Origin of the sequence: Demequina sp. (genome assembly GCF_016278775.1) — a bacterium.
Classification (GTDB): domain Bacteria; phylum Actinomycetota; class Actinomycetes; order Actinomycetales; family Demequinaceae; genus Demequina.
Map to the genome: position 1 here is coordinate 16,903 of NZ_JADQBF010000004.1, position 18,104 is coordinate 35,006.

Below are 18,104 nucleotides of genomic sequence, written 5' to 3' on the forward strand. Positions count from 1 at the left end.
CCGAACCTACAGTCACGCTCGCGCTGGGGGCGTCGTTCTGTCGGATGAGCGCGCCCCTGAACCGCCGTCAGGGACAACCCTGGGGCTGTGTGGGGTGACACCTACCAGGGCCTGCCACTCGAGTGCCAGGTCGATCAGCGCCAGGTCCGATCCACGAGGCCCCACGAGGCACACCCCCACCGGCCCTGCGTCGGTCCAGGCGAGCGGCACCGAGAGCGCGGGCCTGCCCGTCAGGCCCGCCACCGACGTCATGCCTAGGGTCGCCTCGCGCAACACGTCGAGCCGCTCGTGGCCCAGGTTCACTCGTGGCGCGGCCGACGCTGCGGACGGCAGTACCAGTACGTCGTCGCCGAGAGCGTCGTCGATCCAGGCGGCCAGCCGAGAAACCTCTTCCAGTCCAGCCCTCTCGCGGTCGGGCGTGACGGCTTGCGCCCACGCGAAGCGCGCCTCCACGTCGGGCGCGAGCGCACCGGGGTGGGCCTCGACCCACGCTCCGTGAGACCGCCACGCTTCGGCGCTCTGGGTGACGCGAAAGGCCTCGAACAACTCGCGAGAGTTCGGCAGGTCCACCACGCCTGGGCCGCCATCCCCCACCACCGCGGTCACGACGGCACTCACCGCCTCCCGCGCGGCATCCGTCGCGACGGCGTCTATCACCGGGGAAGCGACCACGCGCCTCGTGGTCACGATGCCACTCGGCACCCCATCGGGCGCGCCAGAGAGACCGACGGCCGCGACATCGCGCATCGTCCCGCCATCGCGCGTCAGCCAACCCACCGTGTCGTAGCGCGGCGCCAGCGGCGCCACGCCTTCGAGCGACACCGCCCCGTGCGTCGTCCGTAGTCCCCATAGTCCCTGGTAGGAGGCCGGTACTCGGATTGAGCCTGCCGTGTCGCTGCCCACGCCGATGCTCGCTTGACCGAGCGCCACGGCGCTTGCTGGGCCTGAGGAGGAGCCGCCGGGGATCGCCCCACGGACCGCGGGGTTGGGCGGCGTGCCGTAGTCGGGGTTCAGTCCCGCGATCGAATAGGCAAATTGGTCGCTCTGGGCAATGCCCACCACGTCGGCACCGGCGTCGAGAAGAATCTGGACGGCGGGAGCGGTGGCCACCTCAACCGGGGCCTCGGCAAGGTACGCGCGCGATCCGACGCCAACGCGCTGTCCCGCGATGGCAAACAGGTCCTTCACCGCGACCGTGTGTCCCGCCAGTGGACCGTGCGTCGCGCCGAGGACCAGCGGCGAACCGACCACGCGCCACACCCTAGAATCGGTTGCCCGGCTCGGTGCGGTCACGTGGGAGGCGCGCACCAGCCAGCGTCCGGAACTGCTGTTCCACAGTTGGGTGACGATGCCGCAGCCACCGGACACTGGTGCGTTGACGGAGACCACCAGCCAATCCTCTCCAGCGAGCAAGAGCCGCAACTGCACGATCGTCCTGGGCTCCATGGCCCCGCGAGAGCCGCGGAACACCGCGATGGCGTCATGCCCCACCAGCAAGCCGTCTGCGTCAATGCGCAGGGTGTCGGCACTGGGGACGAAGAAGTCGGACAGCGTCGCGAGGTCATCGGCCGCGCGCGCCGACTCGTACGCGAGCACGGCCTCCACCAGGCCCGCAGGGGCGCGGACGCCGCCCTCGATGTGAACCTCGGGGCGGCCCAAGGCGCCGGCGTCGTACACGTCAACCATCCCGCGCCTCCGTTCCTGCCGGCAAGGGTCTCCCCCGCTCCGTGCGGAAGACTACCGCCGCATCCCCCTGGACGGCAGTGGAAGTGCCGTTATTCCTTGGGCGAAACCAGGTTGCTCAGACTTGAGCGGAACTCACTCAAGTTGTAACATGAGTGCCATGAACTCAACTTTGAGCCCGGATCGGCCGAGGGGCCGATCCGCATCACCCACTGCAAGGAGGATCATCATGAGACGAGAACTCGTCCGCAACACAGTCCCGGCGACCGCGCCATGGAACGACGACTTCCAGCGCATCGTCAGAACCTTCATTGGAGACGCCGACGCCTCGTTGACAGGCGCGTTCAGCCCCGCGCTCGACGTCGAAGAGACGGAAGACGGCTTCACCCTGCACGTCGAACTGCCCGGCGTTCCCGCCGACAACGTGGATGTGTCCATCGAGGAGAACGTCCTCACCGTCTCCGGGTCCCGCGACTTCTACGCGGACAAGGACGCCGACAAGTTCCGGCGTGTGGAGCGCAGGTTCGGCACGTTCCACCGGGCGGTCCGGTTGCCCGACCGGGTGGACCCCGCTGGCATCAAGGCTGGCTTCAAGGACGGGCTGCTGACCGTGTCGGTTCCCAAGGCCGAATCGGCCAAGCCGCGCCGCATCGAGGTCACCACCGGTTAAGGCCAGGGTGATGCCGCGCGCCTCGGCGCGTCGGTCTCGCCCCAGCGAGGGGTCGGGCATGCGAGTGCCCGGCCCCTTCGCTTGCCTTGGGAGTGGCTCCGCCGGAGCGGGTGCCCTAAGAGTCGAAGGCCTCGTGCGTGACGCGGCCGCCCAACACGGTGAGGGCAACCGGCATCTCGCGCAGCGCCGCGGCATCCAGTTCGGAAGGGTCAGCGTCGAGCACCACCAGATCCCCCTGGACGCCCGGTCGCACCGCAGGTGACGCCCACGCGGAAGTGAGCGCCGTGCCGATGTCGAGGGCATTGCCTGGCTCCCACGCGGGCGACTCGTCGCGAGTGCGGTGCACGGCCGCGGAGATGCCGAGCCACGGGTCCAGCGGCGACACTGGCGCGTCCGACCCCAACCGGAGTTGCACCCCCGCGCGCGCCAAATCTCCATACGGGAACGCCCGCTGAGTCCTGCCGTGCCACAACACGTCCATCACCTCGCGGTCGTCAAGCATGTGCTCTGGGTGGATGCCCGCCGCAATCCCGAGCGCCGCCATGCGCGCGACGTCCGCTTCCCTCACCATCTGGGCGTGCTCGACCGAGCCCCCGGCGCCACTCGCCGCAAACGCGTCGAGCGCCTCTGACACGGCGCGGTCGCCAATCGCATGCAGTGCCACATCAAAGCCGACGTCTCGCGCGTCGGCCAGGATCCTCTCAAGGTCACCACGGGCCTGAGCGGCGTGCCCAAAGTCGGACGTGCCGGGGTAGGAGTCGAAGCACCACGCCGTGCGGGTGTTGAGCGCCCCGTCGGCAAAGACCTTGAGCGGCCCCACCGTGACCTGGCCCTTGGTGCCGGGAACCCGCTTTCCCGTCCGCTCTCCGCGGGCAAGAGACTCCGCGAGATGGTGCGGGTAGACGCCAGCAACCACCCGCAGCGCCTTGATGCCTCCCGTGACCCTGCTTGCCCACACCAGAGGGTTGTCGGCCATCTCCAGGTCCATGATGCCGGTGACGCCGCGCGCTGCGGCAGCCAACGCCGCGTCGGACACCAACACCTCGATGCGGCGGGGATCTGCCATCTCCTCGGCCTCAAGCAAGATCTGCGCCTCGAATGCGGCATTCTCGCGCAACAGGCCCGCCGGCAAGCCGTACCGTTCCCCTGCGGCCGTGTTGATCCACACCGAGTGCATGTCGTGACTGATGAGCACAATGGGGCGACCGTATTGGCCCACATGGACCGCGACCTCATCGAGCATGGCTGCCGTGGGAGGCTCCGGCCACAGGGCGTCCTGGTATCCGCTTCCCACCAGCGGCTCGACGTCGGCCAGGCTCAGCACAGGGTGATCGACGAGGGCGCCGCGCACCACGTCAACCACTTCATCGGCAGACCGCGCGCCAGCCAGACCCACACGGCCCCGGTGCTTCGCCCACATCGTGAAGTGGACGTGATGGTCCACGAGGCCCGGCATGAGCCATCGTCCCTCTAGGTCGATGACGCGTCCGCCGGACGGCGGTACAGTCCCCGTCGGCGTGATCGAGGCGACGCGGCCCTCCGCCCCGATCGTCACGTCGGCCGGGTCGGGCACCGTCGCGTCCCGAGGGAACGCTGGGTCTGACCACAACCGTGCGCCGATGAGCGTGAGGAGCGGTGGCTTCATGGCGCAAGCCTAGGCGCCGTGTGCGTCAGATACCCGCTTGCGCTGTCGCGGGTGCGGCGGCCGCACGTGCGTACGCGGAACGCGCCACTGCATACGCGCCTACTGCGTACACCGTGCCAGCGACCGCGTCCAGCAAGTAATGGTTCGCGGTTCCGATCACCACGTATGTGGTGGTCAGCGGATACAGCCACGCGAGGTTCCACCAGCGGCTTCGTGTGGTCATGACGACCGCGAGCGCACACCACACCGCCCAACCCACGTGAAGGCTCGGCATCGCGGCGTATAGGTTCGCCAAGCCGGTCACGCTCTCTTGGCCAGCGAAGAGCACGGGGTTGGCAGCCATCGTGTCAACCGTGCCATGCAAAGCGAAACGCGGCGGCGCCAGGGGGAAGAGCCAGTAGGTGGCCAGCCCCGACACCATCAGCAGCGCTAGCGAAGTGCGCAGCGCACCGTAGTGTTCACGGCGCCTTTGCCACAGCCACAGCAGGACTCCTGCTGTGACCACCATGTGCGTGATCTGGTACCAATAGCTCGCGGCATCCGCCAGCCACTGGTTCCTCACGAACAGCTGGTTGAGGGCCAATTCCATGTCGAGTCCCACCGCGCGTTGCGCGTTTTCCACAAGATTGGCGTTCGACATGGCGACCGACACACGATCGGGGGATGCAGAACGCATCACCGAATACAGGTAGTACAGGCCAATGATGAGGCCGATCTCGGTCATCCAAGGACGATGCCGACGCCACAGTGACGACGCAGTGCCGCCTGCCTCCGCTTCGGACGCCAGCGTGAGATCGCTCAGGGAGTCAGAAGACGCGCGTGGCGGGGCCACGGATCGGCTCTCGTCGGTACTCATGTCGTCCCCCACTGTAGTTGTCGCAGGGCTTTCCCCTGGGAATTGTATGGCTGGCGGCGCTCATGTGCGCCGCCGGGTCTTGGAAAGCTATGGGCCGCGTAGGCCGCCTAGGTCACGCGGAAGATCGTACGACGAGTTCCGTCGGAAGAAGGGTCATCTGAGGGTGAGCCTCGACACCGTTGAGAACATCGATGAGGATGCTCGCAATGGTGACACCCATCATTTCTGAGGGTTGCCGCACGGTGGTGAGCGGCACGTCCGTGGTGAGAGCCGCCGCGGAGTCATCGTAGCCGACTACTGCCACATCATCCGGCACCGTCATGCCGTTCGATCGCAGCACCGTCATGGCGCCGGCAGCCATCATGTCGGACGCGACAAAGATGCCGTCGATGGCAGCGTCTTGGCGCAGCACCTCGCGCATCGCCTCCGTGCCGCTGCGCAACGTGAAATCGCCCTCAACAATCGGCCCCGGCTCAAGCCCAGCGTCCGCCAGCGCCGCCAGGAAGCCAGTGAGGCGGTCGATGCCACCCGGCATCGTCTGCGGTCCCGTGATGGTCGCAATGCGGCGTCGACCCCTGCTGATGAGGTGCTCGGTACCCGTGCGCGAGCCCGCCACGTTGTCCACGTCCACCACGTGGCCGCCCGTCACGCGCACTGCCGGCCGTCCACCGAACACCACTGGCAGTGTTTGCGTCAGCGTCGACAAGAACGTGTCGTCAGTGTGGTGGGAGATCACGATCGCCCCGTCGACGTTCCCGCCTTGGAGATACCGCATGGTTTTGCCGTCGGCTTGAGTGGACGCGACCATCAAGTTGAGCACGTAGTCGGACGCCTCGAGCCGGTTGTGAATCCCGCCGATGATGGACGCGAGGTAGAGGTCGCCGAACAGTCGCGACATGTCTTCCGGGACGACCAATGCGATGGCATGCGCCTGCTTGCTCGCCAAGGAGCGGGCGGCGCGGTTGGGAACGTAGCCCAACTCCACGATCGCCGCTCGCACGGCCTGGACCACCTCGTCGGAAACGCGCGGCGAACCGTTGACCACGCGCGACACCGTCGCGCGTGACACTCCCGCAAGAGCGCCCACCATCTCCAGCGTCGGCGCCGGAGGCATTTCGGGGGATCGCATGTTCATCTCTCGTCTGATCGTAGTGACGGGTCAACCCCCCGCTCGGGCGGGTCGACCCGTCACCACGTGATCCTGTTAGCCCTTGACGGCGCCCTGCATGATTCCGGACACGAGCTGGCGTCCAGTGAAGATGAAGAGAATCAGCAAAGGCAAGGTGGCGACGAGCACGCCCGCCAACACCAAAGAGTAGTCAACGAAGTAGTTGGCCTGAAGTAGCGACAACGCCACGGGCAGGGTTGGGTTCTGCTGGTCGAGCACGATGAACGGCCAGAAGAAGTTGTTCCACGTAGTGGTGAACGTGAACAGTGCGAGCATCGCGGCTGCGGGACGCGCAGCCGTGAGGCCCAGGTGCCAGAACGTGCGGATCATGGAACAACCATCCACACGCGCCGCCTCGATGAGTTCTGTGGGCAATGCCTGAGACAGGTATTGCGTCATCCAGAACACTCCGAAGGCCGTCACCAGTGCCGGGATAATGACGGCACCGAGCGTGCCGGTCCAGCCCAACTTTGACATCGCGATGTACAGCGGCACCACACCCAACTGGACGGGCACGGCCATCGTCGCGATGACGGCGACCAGCAGCGGGCCCGAACCCTTGAAGCGGAGTTTCGCGAACGCGAAGCCAGCCAGCGTGGACAGAAAGACGGTGCTCGCGGCGGTGACGGTCGACACGATGATTGAGTTGACCAGCGCCTTCCAGAAGTTCACTGCCGGGTTGCTGATGGCCTCCTGTGCGTTCGACAGAAAGTTTCCGCCCGGCCACCAAGAAAGGTTCTGGCTGTAGATGGTGGAGGCGTCTCCCGAACCGATCAGGAATGACCAGTAGAACGGGAACATAGAGCCAACCAAGACGACGGCCAACATCGCATACACGAAGGGCGTTGGACGCCCCGTGCCGATGCTAGTTCTCGTGCGGCGCGCCATCACTTGCCTCCCTTTGCTGTGAGCTTGAGCGATGTCTTCTTCGACTTCTTGACGGCGTCTTCACCCGACACGAATCGGCGCGTGAGGTAGTTGTTCATCAGGGTGATCGCAATGATGATCAGGAACAGCAGCCAGGCCACTGCGGCGGCGCGACCAAAGTTGAACTTGCCCCAGCCGATGTTGTAGAGGTACATGGTGATGGTGAGCCACTGTTTGTTGGCCCCGCCGGTACCGGTTTGGTCGTACATGCGCGGCTCGTCGAAGATCTGCAGACCACCGATCGTCGCGGTGATGATCACAAAGATCATGGTGGGACGTATCTGCGGGATCGTCACGGAGAAGAAGCGCCGGACCGTCTTGGCGCCGTCGATCGCCGCCGCCTCGTACAAGTCGCGCGGAATGGCCTGCATCGCGGCGAGCAGGATCAACGCGTTGTAGCCGGTCCAGCGAAAGTTCACCATGGTCGCAATGGCGATATGGCTGGGGATGATGTCGGTGTGCCACAAGATCGGGTCAATACCGATGTCCGAGAGCAGCGTGTTGATGAGACCGAACTTGTCTCCAAACATGTTGGAGAAGATCAACGAGACGGCCACGGGGGCGACCACGTAGGGAAGCAAGACACCCATGCGCCACAACGTTCTGGCCCGAAGATTCTGGTCCAGCATCGCGGCGATCACCGTGGCGGCGACCAGCTGCGGGATGGCGGAGAGCAGGAAGATGGAGAAGGTGTTGCGCAGCGCAATCCAGAACTCTCGGTCGTGCAAGACCCAGTTGTACTGACCGAAACCGATGTACTCACCGGAGTTGCGGACCAGGTCCCAGTCTTGTAACGAGATGAACGCCGTGTAGATGATGGGGAAGAGGCCCGCGACGCCGAAGACGATGAAGAAGGGGGCTATGTAAAGGTACGGCGAATACTTGACGTCCCACTGCCCGCGGCGCTGCCGCCAGTTCAGTTGGCTCTTGTCCTGCCGTACACGCTCTTTCGAGCCGCCGCTTTGTGGAGCAATGGTGGTTGACATGGAGGTCCTTCGTGAGAGATGCGGACGCGGTTGCCCGGGCCGCCCCCTGAGGGGGCGGCCCGGGACCGTTGTGGCGTCTTAGCCGATACCTTCGACTTCAGTCACGAACTGGTTCCAAGAGGTGGTCGGGTCCTGAGATCCGTCCTCGACACGCGTCAGAGCGTTCTGCATCGCGTCGTTCACCTGGAAGTAGAACTCGCCCTTGAACGGCGAGACCTCGATGGCGTTGGCACGGTTCGAGAAGATCGTGCCAAGGCTGTCGTTGTTGAAGAACTCAGCGTTGGTCGGGGCTTCGCCCGATGCCATCGCAGCGTTCAGTGCGGCCTCGTCCTCGAGCGCCGAGTTCTGGCTCGGGAACGTGCCGGCAGCTGCCAGCGCCTTGAGCTGCTGCTCAGGAGCGGTCAGCCAGTTGGCCAGTGCCTTCGCGGCGTCGACGTTGTCGCCGGCTTCGGGGACGGTCAGGTACGAACCGCCCCAGTTGCCGCCGCCACCGGGGAAGACGTCTGCGACGTTCCACGTGGTGGTGTCAGGCGCAGCGCCCTTGATGACGCCGAGCATCCAGCCGGGGCACAGCATCGTGGCGTAGGTGCCCGTGGCCAGACCGGCGAACCAGTCGTCGGACCACTGGCTGAGGTGAGCCGAGATTTCCGGCGTCACGGCGGTCAGCTGGTCGAAGATCGCCTTGACTTCGGGGTTCTCGGTAGCGATGATCTCGCCGGTCTCCGGGTTCTCGTAAGCAGCCTCGACCTGGTTGATCATGCCCTGGTAGGTACCGCCGGCACCGTCGAACCACGCCTTGCCTGTGGCGTCAACGTAGTCCTGGCCCACCTCGAAGTAGGTGTCCCAGTCGCCCTCAAGGAGCGCGGCAACCTCGTCGGGGTCGGACGGCATCCCTGCCGCTTCGAGCAACGCGGCGTCGTAGCAGACGGCCTCCGGGCCGATGTCCGTGCCGTAGGCAATCAGACGGCCGTCGGGGTCGGTAGCAGCTGCGGTCTTCCAGTCGAGCCAGCGACCCTCAACCTCGGGGTCGGTCAGGTCTGCGAGGAAGTCGGTGTACTGCATGACCTCTGGCATCCAGTCAACCTCGATGGCTTCGATGTCGGCAAGACCGCCGGCGCCGAGCTTGGCGAAGTAGTTGGTGCGAGCGTCGTTCGACGTTGCGGCAACGTTGTGGACAACGGTCACGTGGGGGTTCAGGTCCATGTACTCCTGAAGCAGTTCCTCCGTGTAGCCGAAGTTGTTGAAGGTGGCAACCGTGAGCGTTACGGGCTCGGTGTTCTCGGTTGTCTCGGTCGCCTCTGTGGTGTCGTCAGCTGGATCGCTCGAGCCACATGCAGCGAGGGTCAGGGCAAATACGGTCGCTCCAGCGGCCATGCCCAGGGTCTTCTTGCGTCGTGAGAGACTCACGTTCACTCCCTTGTGAAGTAGGTGGTGGTCAGACTCTTGAGAGCGCTCTACTCCCGTGTGAGAGCGCTCCCTTGAATCGCCTCAACCGTAGGTCTGGGCGGGGGGCGTGTCAATCGACAAGTGCGTCTTGAGCCTGTTTCGTCATCGAATCGTTACCAACACATTTCCCGGTCTCCGCACGCGTCAAGAAGTGACCCGGTTCGACAGATTTCGATAGCAAACGCTCGACATTCGGGGCAGTCGTCGGACGCCTGTTCCCGACCCCTCCGGTGCCGCAGCACGTGGGACGATCAACCCAAAGAACGCCTTCTTTCGGCTCATAGGCTGATTCCTGGCACCCCAATGAAGGAGCGCACATGAATGCCGACATTCCCTGGGCGGGAGTCCTTCCCATCATCGTGGTCGCAGTCGGGTTCATCGTGTACTGCCTGATCGATATTTCGCGCCATGAGGTCAAGCACCTTCCCAAGTGGGCTTGGGCTCTCATCTGTCTCATGTCCGTTCCCTTGGGCGGCATCGCGTACCTCATGTTGGGCAAGGACGCGAGCTCAACGTGATCCGCACCCGCAACCTCGTCAAGCGCTACGGCGCCCACGCCGCGCTTGACGGCGTGGATCTCGACGTACCGGCCGGCTCGATCTACGGCCTCGCTGGCCCCAACGGCGCGGGCAAGACGACGCTGTTGGGCATCCTTTCCGGCCTACGCATTGCCACCGAAGGTGAGGTGTCGATCGACGCGGAACCCGGCACCTTCGCCGTCCTCCCGGACACTCCCCAGTTCGATCCATGGCTCACCGGGCGCGAGGTCGTCGCGCTTGCCCACACGTTGACCTCTCCCGCCGTGGACGATGCGCGGATCGACGAGGTGCTCGCAGACACCGGCCTGGCCGACGACGCCGGGCGGCGTTGTGGGGGGTACTCGCGCGGCATGCTTCAGCGCCTCGGCATCGCATCAACCCTCGTGTCCAGGCCATCGCTGATCCTGCTCGATGAGCCCGCATCAGCCCTCGACCCCCAAGGCCGACGCGAGGTGCTGGACCTCATCTCTCGACTACGGGGTCAGGCGACTGTCCTGTTCTCCAGCCACATCCTTGGCGACGTTCAAGAGGTCTGCGACACCGTCGGCGTTTTGCAGCACGGTCGACTCCTGTTCCAGGGCCCGCTCAGCGAGTTGCTCGTGGGCCGGGCAGTACCGCGCTACGCGGTGCGACTGCGCGACGGCGCCGACGCGGTGGCCGCCGCCCTGGCGCGCGAGCCCTGGGTGGTGTCGGCCGTGGCCGGTGAAGGCGGCGAGGTCATGGTTGAGGCCGCTTCCCTGGCCGATGCGGAAGACCGCCTCGTCTCCGCCCTAGCCAGTGCGGGAGCATCGGTCGTGTCGCTGGGGCCGGAGGCCGTCTCGCTCGAACGCGCGTTTCTGGAGTTGACGTCATGACGCTGTGGAAATTGGAGTGGTTGAGGCTCAAGCGTCGTCGCACGTGGGTGGCCCTCGCGGCCGTCTACGTGGTCTTCGGCATGATCGGGCCCTTGACCGCGCGCTACATGAAGCAAATCCTGTCGAGCGTCGGCTCCTCAGATGGCATGGTGATCACGGCACCCGACCCTGTCCCGGCCGACGGGATGATTCAGTTTGTCTCGAACGCCGTGCAGATCGGCACTCTGGTGGTCGTCATCGTCGCCGCAGGCGCGCTGGCCTTCGATGCGATCCCCGAGATGGGCGTCTTCCTGCGCACCAGGGTCACTCCGGCGTGGCGGATTCTGGTGCCTCGGTTGGTGGTGTCATTCCTCGCGGCCTCTGCGGCCTTCATTCTTGGCGCGGGCACGGCGTGGTACGAGACGGCGGTGCTCATCGGACCTCTCGATGCGGGGCCGGTGCTCGGAGGCACGGCGCTCGGGGTGGTGTTCTTGGCATTCGTGGTGGCTCTCACCGGGGCGGTGGCGCAGAGAATGCGCACGGTGCTCGGCACCGTCATGACGTCGTTGGTGATCCTCGTGTCCATGCCGCTGCTGGGACTCGCACCCGCCATCTCGCGATGGCTTCCCACGTCGCTCGCGAACGCTCTCGCCGACCTGCCGGGTGGCGGCACGATGGACGACTACTGGCCTGCGCTCGGCGTGACGGTGGTCGCGACCGCCTTGCTCGTGTGGCTCGCGTTCGCGTGGGCCGGGAGGCGGGACAGGTGAGGCGCGCGCGTCAGCGCTCGCGCTTCGCGATGGTCGCCTGGCCGAGCACCCTGGTGCCGTCGTAGATCACGAGCGACTGGCCTGCGGCCACACCACGCATCGGCTCATCAAGCTCAACCGTCACGCGGTCACCCGTGCGCACCACACGGCCAGCGACCGGATCGCCATGCGCCCTGACCTGCGCGAGGCACGGCGTCGGGCTTGCCGCGTCGACGTCTGGCGCCAACCAGACCACGTCTTCTCCCACCAACTCACGCACGCTCAGGAGCGTCTCGGGACCGACCGTCACCACGTTGCGATCGGTGTCGATTCCTGTCACGTAGCGGGGCGCGCCATCGGCGGCGGGACGCGGCAGGCGCAGGCCCTTGCGCTGGCCCACCGTGTAGGAGTACGCACCACTATGGGCGCCGACGACCTCGCCAGCCTCGTCCACGATCTCGCCTGGCTTCTCCCCCAGCGCGCGCTCAAGAAAGCCCTTGGTGTCGCCGTCGGCCACAAAGCAGATGTCGTAAGAGTCGGGCTTATTGCTCACGCCCAGCCCACGCGCGGCGGCCTCTGCCCGCACCTCTGACTTGGTGGCGATCTCCCCCAACGGGAACATCGCGCGCGCCAACTTCTCCGGCCCCATCACGGCCAGCACATACGACTGGTCCTTCGCGGCGTCGGCCGCGCGGTGAAGCTCGCGCACACCGTCGTCGCGTATCACCACCCGCGCGTAGTGGCCCGTGGCGACCGCGTCGAAGCCGAGCGACTGCGCCCGCTCCAGCAGCGTGTCGAACTTGATGTGTTCGTTGCAGCGCACGCACGGGTTGGGGGTGCGGCCGGCTGCGTACTCGTTCAGGAAGTCGGTCACCACGAGGTCGTGGAACTCGTCGCTGAGGTCCCACACGTAGTAAGGGATGCCCAGCTTGTCCGCAGCTCGTCGCGCGTCGTTGCTGTCCTCAATCGAGCAGCATCCGCGCGAGCCGGACCTGTACTCGTCGCGATTGCGGCTGAGCGCCATGTGCACGCCGATCACGTCGTGGCCGGCATCCACGGCGCGCGCGGCAGCCACGGCGGAGTCGACTCCGCCTGACAGGGCAGCAAGGACGCGCATGGGGAACTCCAAAGGTACGACTGGGGACTCGACCATGGTACGTCGGACGACGGCGTGCGGCGGGCGACGCGGATCGCTAGCGTCGCGCCTGAGCGACGGCGCCCGCGAGCGCGTCGATGGCCGCGTCAACGTCGGCGTCCGTCGAGCTCCACCCCAGGGAGAACCGCACCGTCGACAGCGCGTGCTCCTCCGGCCCGCCCATGGCGAGCACCACGTGGCTCGGCTCCACGACTCCCGCGGTGCAGGCCGCGCCCGGCGACACCTCGATTCCGGCAAGGTCGAGGGCCACCAGCAGGGCCTCCGACGACGCGCCGGGAATGATCGCGTGGACGATGTGGGGGGCGCCTTGGCTTGGTCCGTGAACGACCGCGCCGGGAGACGCCGACGCGAGCGCCCGTGCCAGCCGCTCCCCCAAAGCCGCCACACGCTGAGCCTCGGCATCCAGCCCGCTCACCGCGTCGTCGAGCGCCGCGGCGAATGCCCACGCGGCCGCAACGTCGACCGTCCCCGACCGCAGCCTGCGTTCCTGCCCTCCCCCGTGCGTGAGCGGCGACAGCGCGGCGTCCCTGAGCGCGAGCAGCGCGCCCACCCCCACCGGTCCACCCACCTTGTGTCCGCTCACCGCCGCGGTCGCCAGGCCGCTGGCCGCGAAGTCGAAGGGCACGTGCCCGATCCCCTGGACGGCGTCGGAATGCACCGGGATGCCCTGTGCGGCCGCGAGCGCGACCGCCTCCGCCACGGGCTGGACGGTCCCCACCTCGTTGTTGACGCCTTGAACTGAGACCAGCGCGGTGAGGTGGACATGGGTGTCCAGTTCCGCCGCGAGCGAGTCAAGCAGCAAGCGGGCATCCGCATCGACCGGCAGTTCCGCGGCCACCGCGCCCTGCTGGGATGCGAGCCACCGCACCGGATCGAGCGCCGCGTGATGCTCCACAGCGGTGGTCACGATGCGGGTGCGGGCAGGGTCCTTGGCACGCCGGGCCCAAAACGCTCCCTTGATGGCCAGATTGTTCGCCTCCGTGCCGCCCGACGTGAGAATCACCTCGGTCGGGTGCGCCCCCAGCGCCGCGCCAATCCGCTCGCGAGCGTCCTCGAGGAGCGATCGCGCCGAGCGGCCCGACGCGTGCAGGCTGGACGCATTTCCCACCCGATGCGAGGCCTCGAGCCACGCTTCACGTGCGACGGGTCGCATCGGCGTCGTCGCGGCGTGATCGAGGTAGTGGCGCACGCGACCATGGTAGGCGGCGGTCACCACCGGTAGCGTGACAACTCAGCCCCACGAAAGGAACCCCATGGCCACCTGGTTCATCACCGGCTGCTCCACCGGCATCGGCCGCGCCGCCGCGGAGGCTGTCGCGAGCGCAGGGCATACCGTCGTGGCAACGGCGCGCCGTCCCCAGACGCTCGAAGGCCTCGTGGCCGCTCACCCCGACAGCGTCGTGGCACTTCCGCTTGACGTGACGGACGACGCCTCCGTCGCGTCGGCGGTCGAGGCCGCCTTGGAACGCGTGGGACACATCGATGTGCTGGTCAACAATGCGGGCGTCGGCTACTTCTCGACCATCGAGGAGTCCGACGCCGACGACGTGCGGACCATGATGGAGGCCAACTTCTGGGGCGCGGCGCGCGTGACCACCGCCCTCCTGCCCCACTTGCGCAAGCGCCGCGCGGGCCACATCCTCACGGTGTCCTCGATCGCTGGCGTGCGCGGCTCGGCTGGCCTCGGCTATTACTGCGCCACCAAGTTTGCGGTGTCTGGCTTCATGGAGGCGCTCGCCGCCGAGGTGGGGCACCTGGGAATCAAGGTCACCCTGATCGAGCCAGGGCCGGTGCGCTCCCTGTGGATCCCGTCAGGCGAGAAGAAGCAAGCCGTGATGGCGGACTACGCGGAGGTGATGGTGCCGTTCTGGGACCGCATCAACAATCTCCCTGGAAACCAGCCGGGATCGCCCGAGGCCCTCGCCGACGCCATGCTTGCCCTGGTCGAAGCGCCTGAGCCGCCCCTGCACTTCATCGCTGGCGCCCACGCCCTCGCTGGCACGCGCACCAAGATCGAGCGGCTCGCGGCCGAGGTGGACGCGTGGGAGGACCTCACGCGTTCCGTCGACCGCCCAGAGTAGGCGGCGGCCGGGGCCCACAGCCCTGCCCGCGCCCGCCTCGACTCCGCCCGCCGAACAGTGCGAACCGAAACCAGCCGCGACACGCCGACGCAGGGGTAGCCGCGTCGGCGTGTCGCGAGGCCAAACGGTCAGAACTGTTCAGGCCGGTCCGGGCGGGGCCGGGTTCGGACGGGATCCGCAGTTGCTAGCCGATGACCTCGCACTGTTGGCCGTTCAGCATGAAGGGGCCCACGGGCTCTGCGCTGCCGCGGTGAGTGCCGAGGTAGCCGAATGAACGCGCGGAGCCAGGCCAGATGGTGGAGTTGTAGAACGCGTTGCTCACTGACACGTCGTTGCCCGTCTGCGTGATGTTCCCATTCCACCCGAGCCAGATCCTGGCGCCAGGGCTCATGTCGTAGTCAAGAGTCCACCCGTTGATCCGCTCGTCGGTGAGGTTGCGCACCAGCATGGTGGTCACGAAGCCCCCGCCCCACCACGAGTGGGTCCACGACTGCACGGAGCATGTGGGCGCCGCCGGTTCCACCTCGACGGGCACCTCGAGCGCGCGGTACACGCGCTCGCCGTTCGGGCCGACCGCCTCGACGTACATGACGTACACGCGCTCGTCTGCGCCGTACTCCTCGGCGCGGAATCGAGCCGTGTCGCCGTCCACGATGGTCGCGTCGCCAGGCAGGTCGCCTGCGGCCATGCCGTCGTCCGCTTGGGTTGAGAAGGCGTTGATGATCTCGACCGTCCACGGGGCGCTGTCGGGGCCCGCGGCAGTCACGTCGACGTCCACGAGCGAGTGCTCCGGCCCGGTGACGACGTCTGGTGTGACCGCGAACGTCACCCCCGAGTCGAGGTCCAGTCCCAGCAGGATCGGGTCGTGGTCAGACGTCCGGTACATGTCGGGCGCGTACAGCAACGCGATCTGTGCGGGGCTCTGGTAGTTGGTGTTGTAGTCCAGCACCGGCACCTCGTCGGCGTTGATGTGGAACTCCGTCACCCCGGTGACCTGCGGCTGCAGACTCGGCGACGCGAGTGCGTAGTCGAGGTAGCCCCACTGGCCGTCGAACACGTACGAGTAGTTGCCCAGACTCAGATCCGCATAGCCAGCGTCAATGAAGGTCTGAATCGGGTCCTCCTTGGCATAGGCGTTCAGGTCTCCCATGACGACGACGTCGGGGTCGCCGTTGCCTGCCTGGCCAGCGTCGATCCAGTCGACGAGCGCCTCGGCGGCCGCGGTGCGCGTCGCGTTCCAGCAGGCAGCGCCATCACCGGCGTTGTCGTCTGCCGATCCGTCGCCAGGGCACGAGCCCTTGGACTTGAGGTGGTTGACCACGAGCGTGACGTGCTCAGAGCCGTTCATCTGCACAAAGGTCTGTGCGAGCGACGGCCGGTTGCGGGTGTCGTCAAAGCGCGGGTCCACGGAGGAGTCCATCACCGTGAAGTCCCCGGAAGGCCGCACGAGGTCCCCGCGGAAGATGAGGCCCACACGGATCACGTCGGTGCCGAGCACTCCCGTGTCGATCGATTCCCAGCCAGTGATCCCCTGTGCCGCGTTGAGGCCAGCCGCGAGGTCAGCTGCGGGGTCCACGCCTGGAGTGTTCTCCATCTCCATGAGCGCGATCACGTCGGCGTCGAGCGCCTGCAAAGCCTCCAGCAGCTTGGTGCGCTGGCGTTCAAACTCCTCGGTGGTCTCCGCGCCGCGGCAGTCATCCTCGTAGCCCACGGGTCCGCACTGGTTGCCGGAGGAGTCGAGCGTGAGGAAGTAGTTGAGGACGTTGAAACTCGCCACCTTGAGGCTGCCGCCCACGTCTTCCGGCTCGGTGGGACGCGGGTTCGCCGCAGCGAACACGGGAACGACGCCTCCTGGCACCAGCCCGGTGTCGCTCAGGTCGCCCACCGGCCGCACGCGGTACGCGTTGGGCGAGCTGGAGTAGCCGCCCCACGTGTACGTCATGACGCCCACCAGGTCGGTGACGGTGTCCCCGCCACGCAACGGGTTGCTCGCCGTCAGGGGGTTCCCGCCGCCACCAAAGATCGGGTCGGCGTTCTGCGCGTTGGTCGCGTCGTCGATCGTGATGCGGTTGAGGTCATTCGCCGCTTGGATCGCCTGGGCCGGGGCGCCTGGTGCGGCCACGGCGGTGGGCTGCTGGAGCCTCGCGCCCGAACTCAGCACCACCTCACCAGAGCGTCCCTGCTGGTAGTACTCGGTGACGTACAAGTCTTGCGGGAAGGTCACGAGCATCCCCTCAAACGCCTCGGCGGCATCGGCCGACGCGAAGGGAAGGGTCACGGTCGCTGGCGTCACCGTGGCGCCTGTGTCGACTACCGCAAGCGCAGTCACGGAGCTGATCTGCGTCTGTCCCTGATACTCGCCCACCGTTCCGGTGAGTTCCACGACGTCGCCCAGGTCAACGTCGTCGTTGTTGTAGTTGAAGACGAAGATGCCCTCCGACGTGGCGGGGTCGGCGTCAACAGTGGCGTCCGACTGCTGCAGGTAGAAGCCGCGCAGGGCAGGGCTGGGGCCCTCGTAGTCGCCGACGACGATGCCCTCGACGGTCACCAACTCGCCCACCATCGGCGACGAGGCGCCAGCGCCCTGGACGTCGTGGATGGCCGCCACCGTGGGCGTCTCGCCATCTCCGCCGTCTCCGCCGTCGCCTGTGCACGTGGCGGTGTGAGAGCCGAGACCGTCGAACGTGTCGGAAGCGAAGGCCTCCCACTCAACGGAGGCGTCGAAGGCGTTCGTCTCGTCGGTATCTCCCGTGCAGATGCCTGGCAGTCGGCGCAAGGTGTCGTTCGCGCCGCCTCCAACCCACTCGGAGCCGGGGTCAACGCCCACCTGGCCGAAGGCGTCAACGGTGACGCCGTCCTTGCTCAAGACGAGTGCATCGTCTCCGTTGAAGAGGCCAGCGCCGGTGGTGAGGTCTGCCTGCGCGAGGATCGCGGGATCGGCGCTCGAGTGCGCCACCACGTACACGTCGCCGGCTGCGAGCGTGCCCGTCAGGTCCAACGTGAGGCTCGCCGAGGTGTTGCCATTCGAGTATTGCGTCAGCACGTACGGTGCGAGGTCAACGTCGGCGCCTGTGCCGTTGTAGACCTCAATCGCCTTGTTGTAGGAGCTTCCCTCGATGTACTCAGAGAGGAACAGTTCCGTGGCCGGTTCGGCGGTGGCGGGAAGCGCCACCATCACACTTCCGATGAGCGACAGCAATCCGATGGGGGCGGCAAGTGTCGAGCGCACAACGACTCCTTATGTCCGTTTTGTACTTCCGTACTCACGGTAGGCCCTGAGGCCCAAGAGTGCGCGGCGAGCGGATGAACGTTGGGTGAAAACCGCTGGACAACAGTGCGGCGGGCCACCGCGCGACACAAGTCAC

At 66.7% G+C, this 18,104-nt stretch carries 15 protein-coding genes; 5 read left to right on the forward strand and 10 right to left on the reverse strand.

Features of this window, described 5'->3' with window-relative positions; all coding sequences use genetic code 11:
• Positions 1-12: 12 nt before the first annotated feature.
• The gene (locus QZZ33_RS00355; RefSeq protein ID WP_291377479.1) at positions 13-1,686 is read right to left on the reverse strand and encodes an AtzH-like domain-containing protein; all 1,674 of its coding nucleotides are present in this window, start codon (positions 1,684-1,686) and stop codon (positions 13-15) included.
• Between the two features lie 226 nt (positions 1,687-1,912).
• Between QZZ33_RS00355 and QZZ33_RS00360 the strand changes: the two genes are divergently transcribed.
• Positions 1,913-2,353 (forward strand): Hsp20/alpha crystallin family protein, encoded by a 441-nt coding sequence (locus QZZ33_RS00360; RefSeq protein WP_291377480.1) that lies wholly within the window; start codon positions 1,913-1,915, stop codon positions 2,351-2,353.
• Between the two features lie 115 nt (positions 2,354-2,468).
• On the opposite strand, the gene QZZ33_RS00365 is transcribed toward QZZ33_RS00360, so the two are convergent.
• The 6 genes from QZZ33_RS00365 to QZZ33_RS00390 all read right to left on the reverse strand — a co-directional run bounded on the left by QZZ33_RS00365 (position 2,469) and on the right by QZZ33_RS00390 (position 9,309).
• Positions 2,469-3,998 (reverse strand): amidohydrolase family protein, encoded by a 1,530-nt coding sequence (locus QZZ33_RS00365; RefSeq protein ID WP_291377481.1) that lies wholly within the window; start codon positions 3,996-3,998, stop codon positions 2,469-2,471.
• 25 nt (positions 3,999-4,023) lie between these two features.
• Positions 4,024-4,854 (reverse strand): phosphatase PAP2 family protein, encoded by an 831-nt coding sequence (locus QZZ33_RS00370; RefSeq protein ID WP_291377482.1) that lies wholly within the window; start codon positions 4,852-4,854, stop codon positions 4,024-4,026.
• 112 nt (positions 4,855-4,966) lie between these two features.
• A complete protein-coding gene (locus tag QZZ33_RS00375) occupies positions 4,967-5,989 on the reverse strand; it encodes a LacI family DNA-binding transcriptional regulator (protein ID WP_291377483.1) in 1,023 nt (340 codons plus the stop codon).
• Between the two features lie 69 nt (positions 5,990-6,058).
• Entirely contained in the window at positions 6,059-6,910 is an 852-nt protein-coding gene (locus QZZ33_RS00380; protein ID WP_291377484.1) for a carbohydrate ABC transporter permease, read from the reverse strand.
• Positions 6,910-7,935 (reverse strand): sugar ABC transporter permease, encoded by a 1,026-nt coding sequence (locus QZZ33_RS00385; protein WP_291377485.1) that lies wholly within the window; start codon positions 7,933-7,935, stop codon positions 6,910-6,912. Before QZZ33_RS00385 ends, QZZ33_RS00380 begins: the two co-directional genes overlap by 1 nt.
• 78 nt (positions 7,936-8,013) lie before the next feature.
• On the reverse strand, positions 8,014-9,309 hold the full coding sequence (locus QZZ33_RS00390; protein ID WP_291377634.1) for an ABC transporter substrate-binding protein: 1,296 nt from the start codon (positions 9,307-9,309) through the stop codon (positions 8,014-8,016).
• 389 nt (positions 9,310-9,698) lie between these two features.
• Here QZZ33_RS00390 and QZZ33_RS00395 point away from each other — a divergent pair, with 389 nt between their 5' ends.
• The 3 genes from QZZ33_RS00395 to QZZ33_RS00405 are packed head-to-tail and all read left to right on the forward strand — an operon-like array spanning position 9,699 to position 11,523.
• Positions 9,699-9,899, forward strand: a complete 201-nt coding sequence (locus tag QZZ33_RS00395) for a PLD nuclease N-terminal domain-containing protein (RefSeq protein ID WP_291377486.1) — start codon at positions 9,699-9,701, stop codon at positions 9,897-9,899.
• Positions 9,896-10,774 (forward strand): ABC transporter ATP-binding protein, encoded by an 879-nt coding sequence (locus QZZ33_RS00400; protein ID WP_291377487.1) that lies wholly within the window; start codon positions 9,896-9,898, stop codon positions 10,772-10,774. Before QZZ33_RS00395 ends, QZZ33_RS00400 begins: the two co-directional genes overlap by 4 nt.
• Positions 10,771-11,523 carry a hypothetical protein gene (locus QZZ33_RS00405; protein WP_291377488.1) on the forward strand — a complete coding sequence of 251 codons (753 nt, stop codon included), beginning with the start codon at positions 10,771-10,773 and terminating at the stop codon, positions 11,521-11,523. The genes QZZ33_RS00400 and QZZ33_RS00405 overlap by 4 nt, the downstream gene beginning before the upstream one ends.
• 10 nt (positions 11,524-11,533) lie before the next feature.
• Here QZZ33_RS00405 and mnmA read toward each other — a convergent pair whose 3' ends face one another.
• Both mnmA and QZZ33_RS00415 read right to left on the reverse strand, forming a co-directional pair.
• Positions 11,534-12,619 (reverse strand): tRNA 2-thiouridine(34) synthase MnmA, encoded by a 1,086-nt coding sequence (gene mnmA / locus QZZ33_RS00410; RefSeq protein ID WP_291377489.1) that lies wholly within the window; start codon positions 12,617-12,619, stop codon positions 11,534-11,536.
• Between the two features lie 76 nt (positions 12,620-12,695).
• Positions 12,696-13,847 carry a cysteine desulfurase family protein gene (locus QZZ33_RS00415; protein ID WP_291377490.1) on the reverse strand — a complete coding sequence of 384 codons (1,152 nt, stop codon included), beginning with the start codon at positions 13,845-13,847 and terminating at the stop codon, positions 12,696-12,698.
• Positions 13,848-13,911: 64 nt separating this feature from the next.
• Between QZZ33_RS00415 and QZZ33_RS00420 the strand changes: the two genes are divergently transcribed.
• Positions 13,912-14,739 (forward strand): oxidoreductase, encoded by an 828-nt coding sequence (locus QZZ33_RS00420; RefSeq protein ID WP_291377491.1) that lies wholly within the window; start codon positions 13,912-13,914, stop codon positions 14,737-14,739.
• Between the two features lie 184 nt (positions 14,740-14,923).
• On the opposite strand, the gene QZZ33_RS00425 is transcribed toward QZZ33_RS00420, so the two are convergent.
• On the reverse strand, positions 14,924-17,968 hold the full coding sequence (locus QZZ33_RS00425) for an ExeM/NucH family extracellular endonuclease (RefSeq protein ID WP_291377492.1): 3,045 nt from the start codon (positions 17,966-17,968) through the stop codon (positions 14,924-14,926).
• Positions 17,969-18,104 lie beyond the last annotated feature (136 nt).

Bases quoted from the DNA above. Each gene is read 5' to 3' on its own strand.
- QZZ33_RS00355 (WP_291377479.1), bottom strand. From the start codon at position 1,686: ATGGTTGACGTGTACGACGCCGGCGCCTTGGGCCGCCCCGAGGTTCAC.
- QZZ33_RS00395 (WP_291377486.1), top strand. From the start codon at position 9,699: ATGAATGCCGACATTCCCTGGGCGGGAGTCCTTCCCATCATCGTGGTC.
- QZZ33_RS00405 (WP_291377488.1), top strand. From the start codon at position 10,771: ATGACGCTGTGGAAATTGGAGTGGTTGAGGCTCAAGCGTCGTCGCACG.
- QZZ33_RS00380 (WP_291377484.1), bottom strand. From the start codon at position 6,910: ATGGCGCGCCGCACGAGAACTAGCATCGGCACGGGGCGTCCAACGCCC.
- QZZ33_RS00365 (WP_291377481.1), bottom strand. From the start codon at position 3,998: ATGAAGCCACCGCTCCTCACGCTCATCGGCGCACGGTTGTGGTCAGAC.
- QZZ33_RS00385 (WP_291377485.1), bottom strand. From the start codon at position 7,935: ATGTCAACCACCATTGCTCCACAAAGCGGCGGCTCGAAAGAGCGTGTA.
- QZZ33_RS00360 (WP_291377480.1), top strand. From the start codon at position 1,913: ATGAGACGAGAACTCGTCCGCAACACAGTCCCGGCGACCGCGCCATGG.
- QZZ33_RS00420 (WP_291377491.1), top strand. From the start codon at position 13,912: ATGGCCACCTGGTTCATCACCGGCTGCTCCACCGGCATCGGCCGCGCC.
- QZZ33_RS00375 (WP_291377483.1), bottom strand. From the start codon at position 5,989: ATGAACATGCGATCCCCCGAAATGCCTCCGGCGCCGACGCTGGAGATG.
- QZZ33_RS00390 (WP_291377634.1), bottom strand. From the start codon at position 9,309: ATGGCCGCTGGAGCGACCGTATTTGCCCTGACCCTCGCTGCATGTGGC.
- QZZ33_RS00370 (WP_291377482.1), bottom strand. From the start codon at position 4,854: ATGAGTACCGACGAGAGCCGATCCGTGGCCCCGCCACGCGCGTCTTCT.
- mnmA (WP_291377489.1), bottom strand. From the start codon at position 12,619: ATGCGCGTCCTTGCTGCCCTGTCAGGCGGAGTCGACTCCGCCGTGGCT.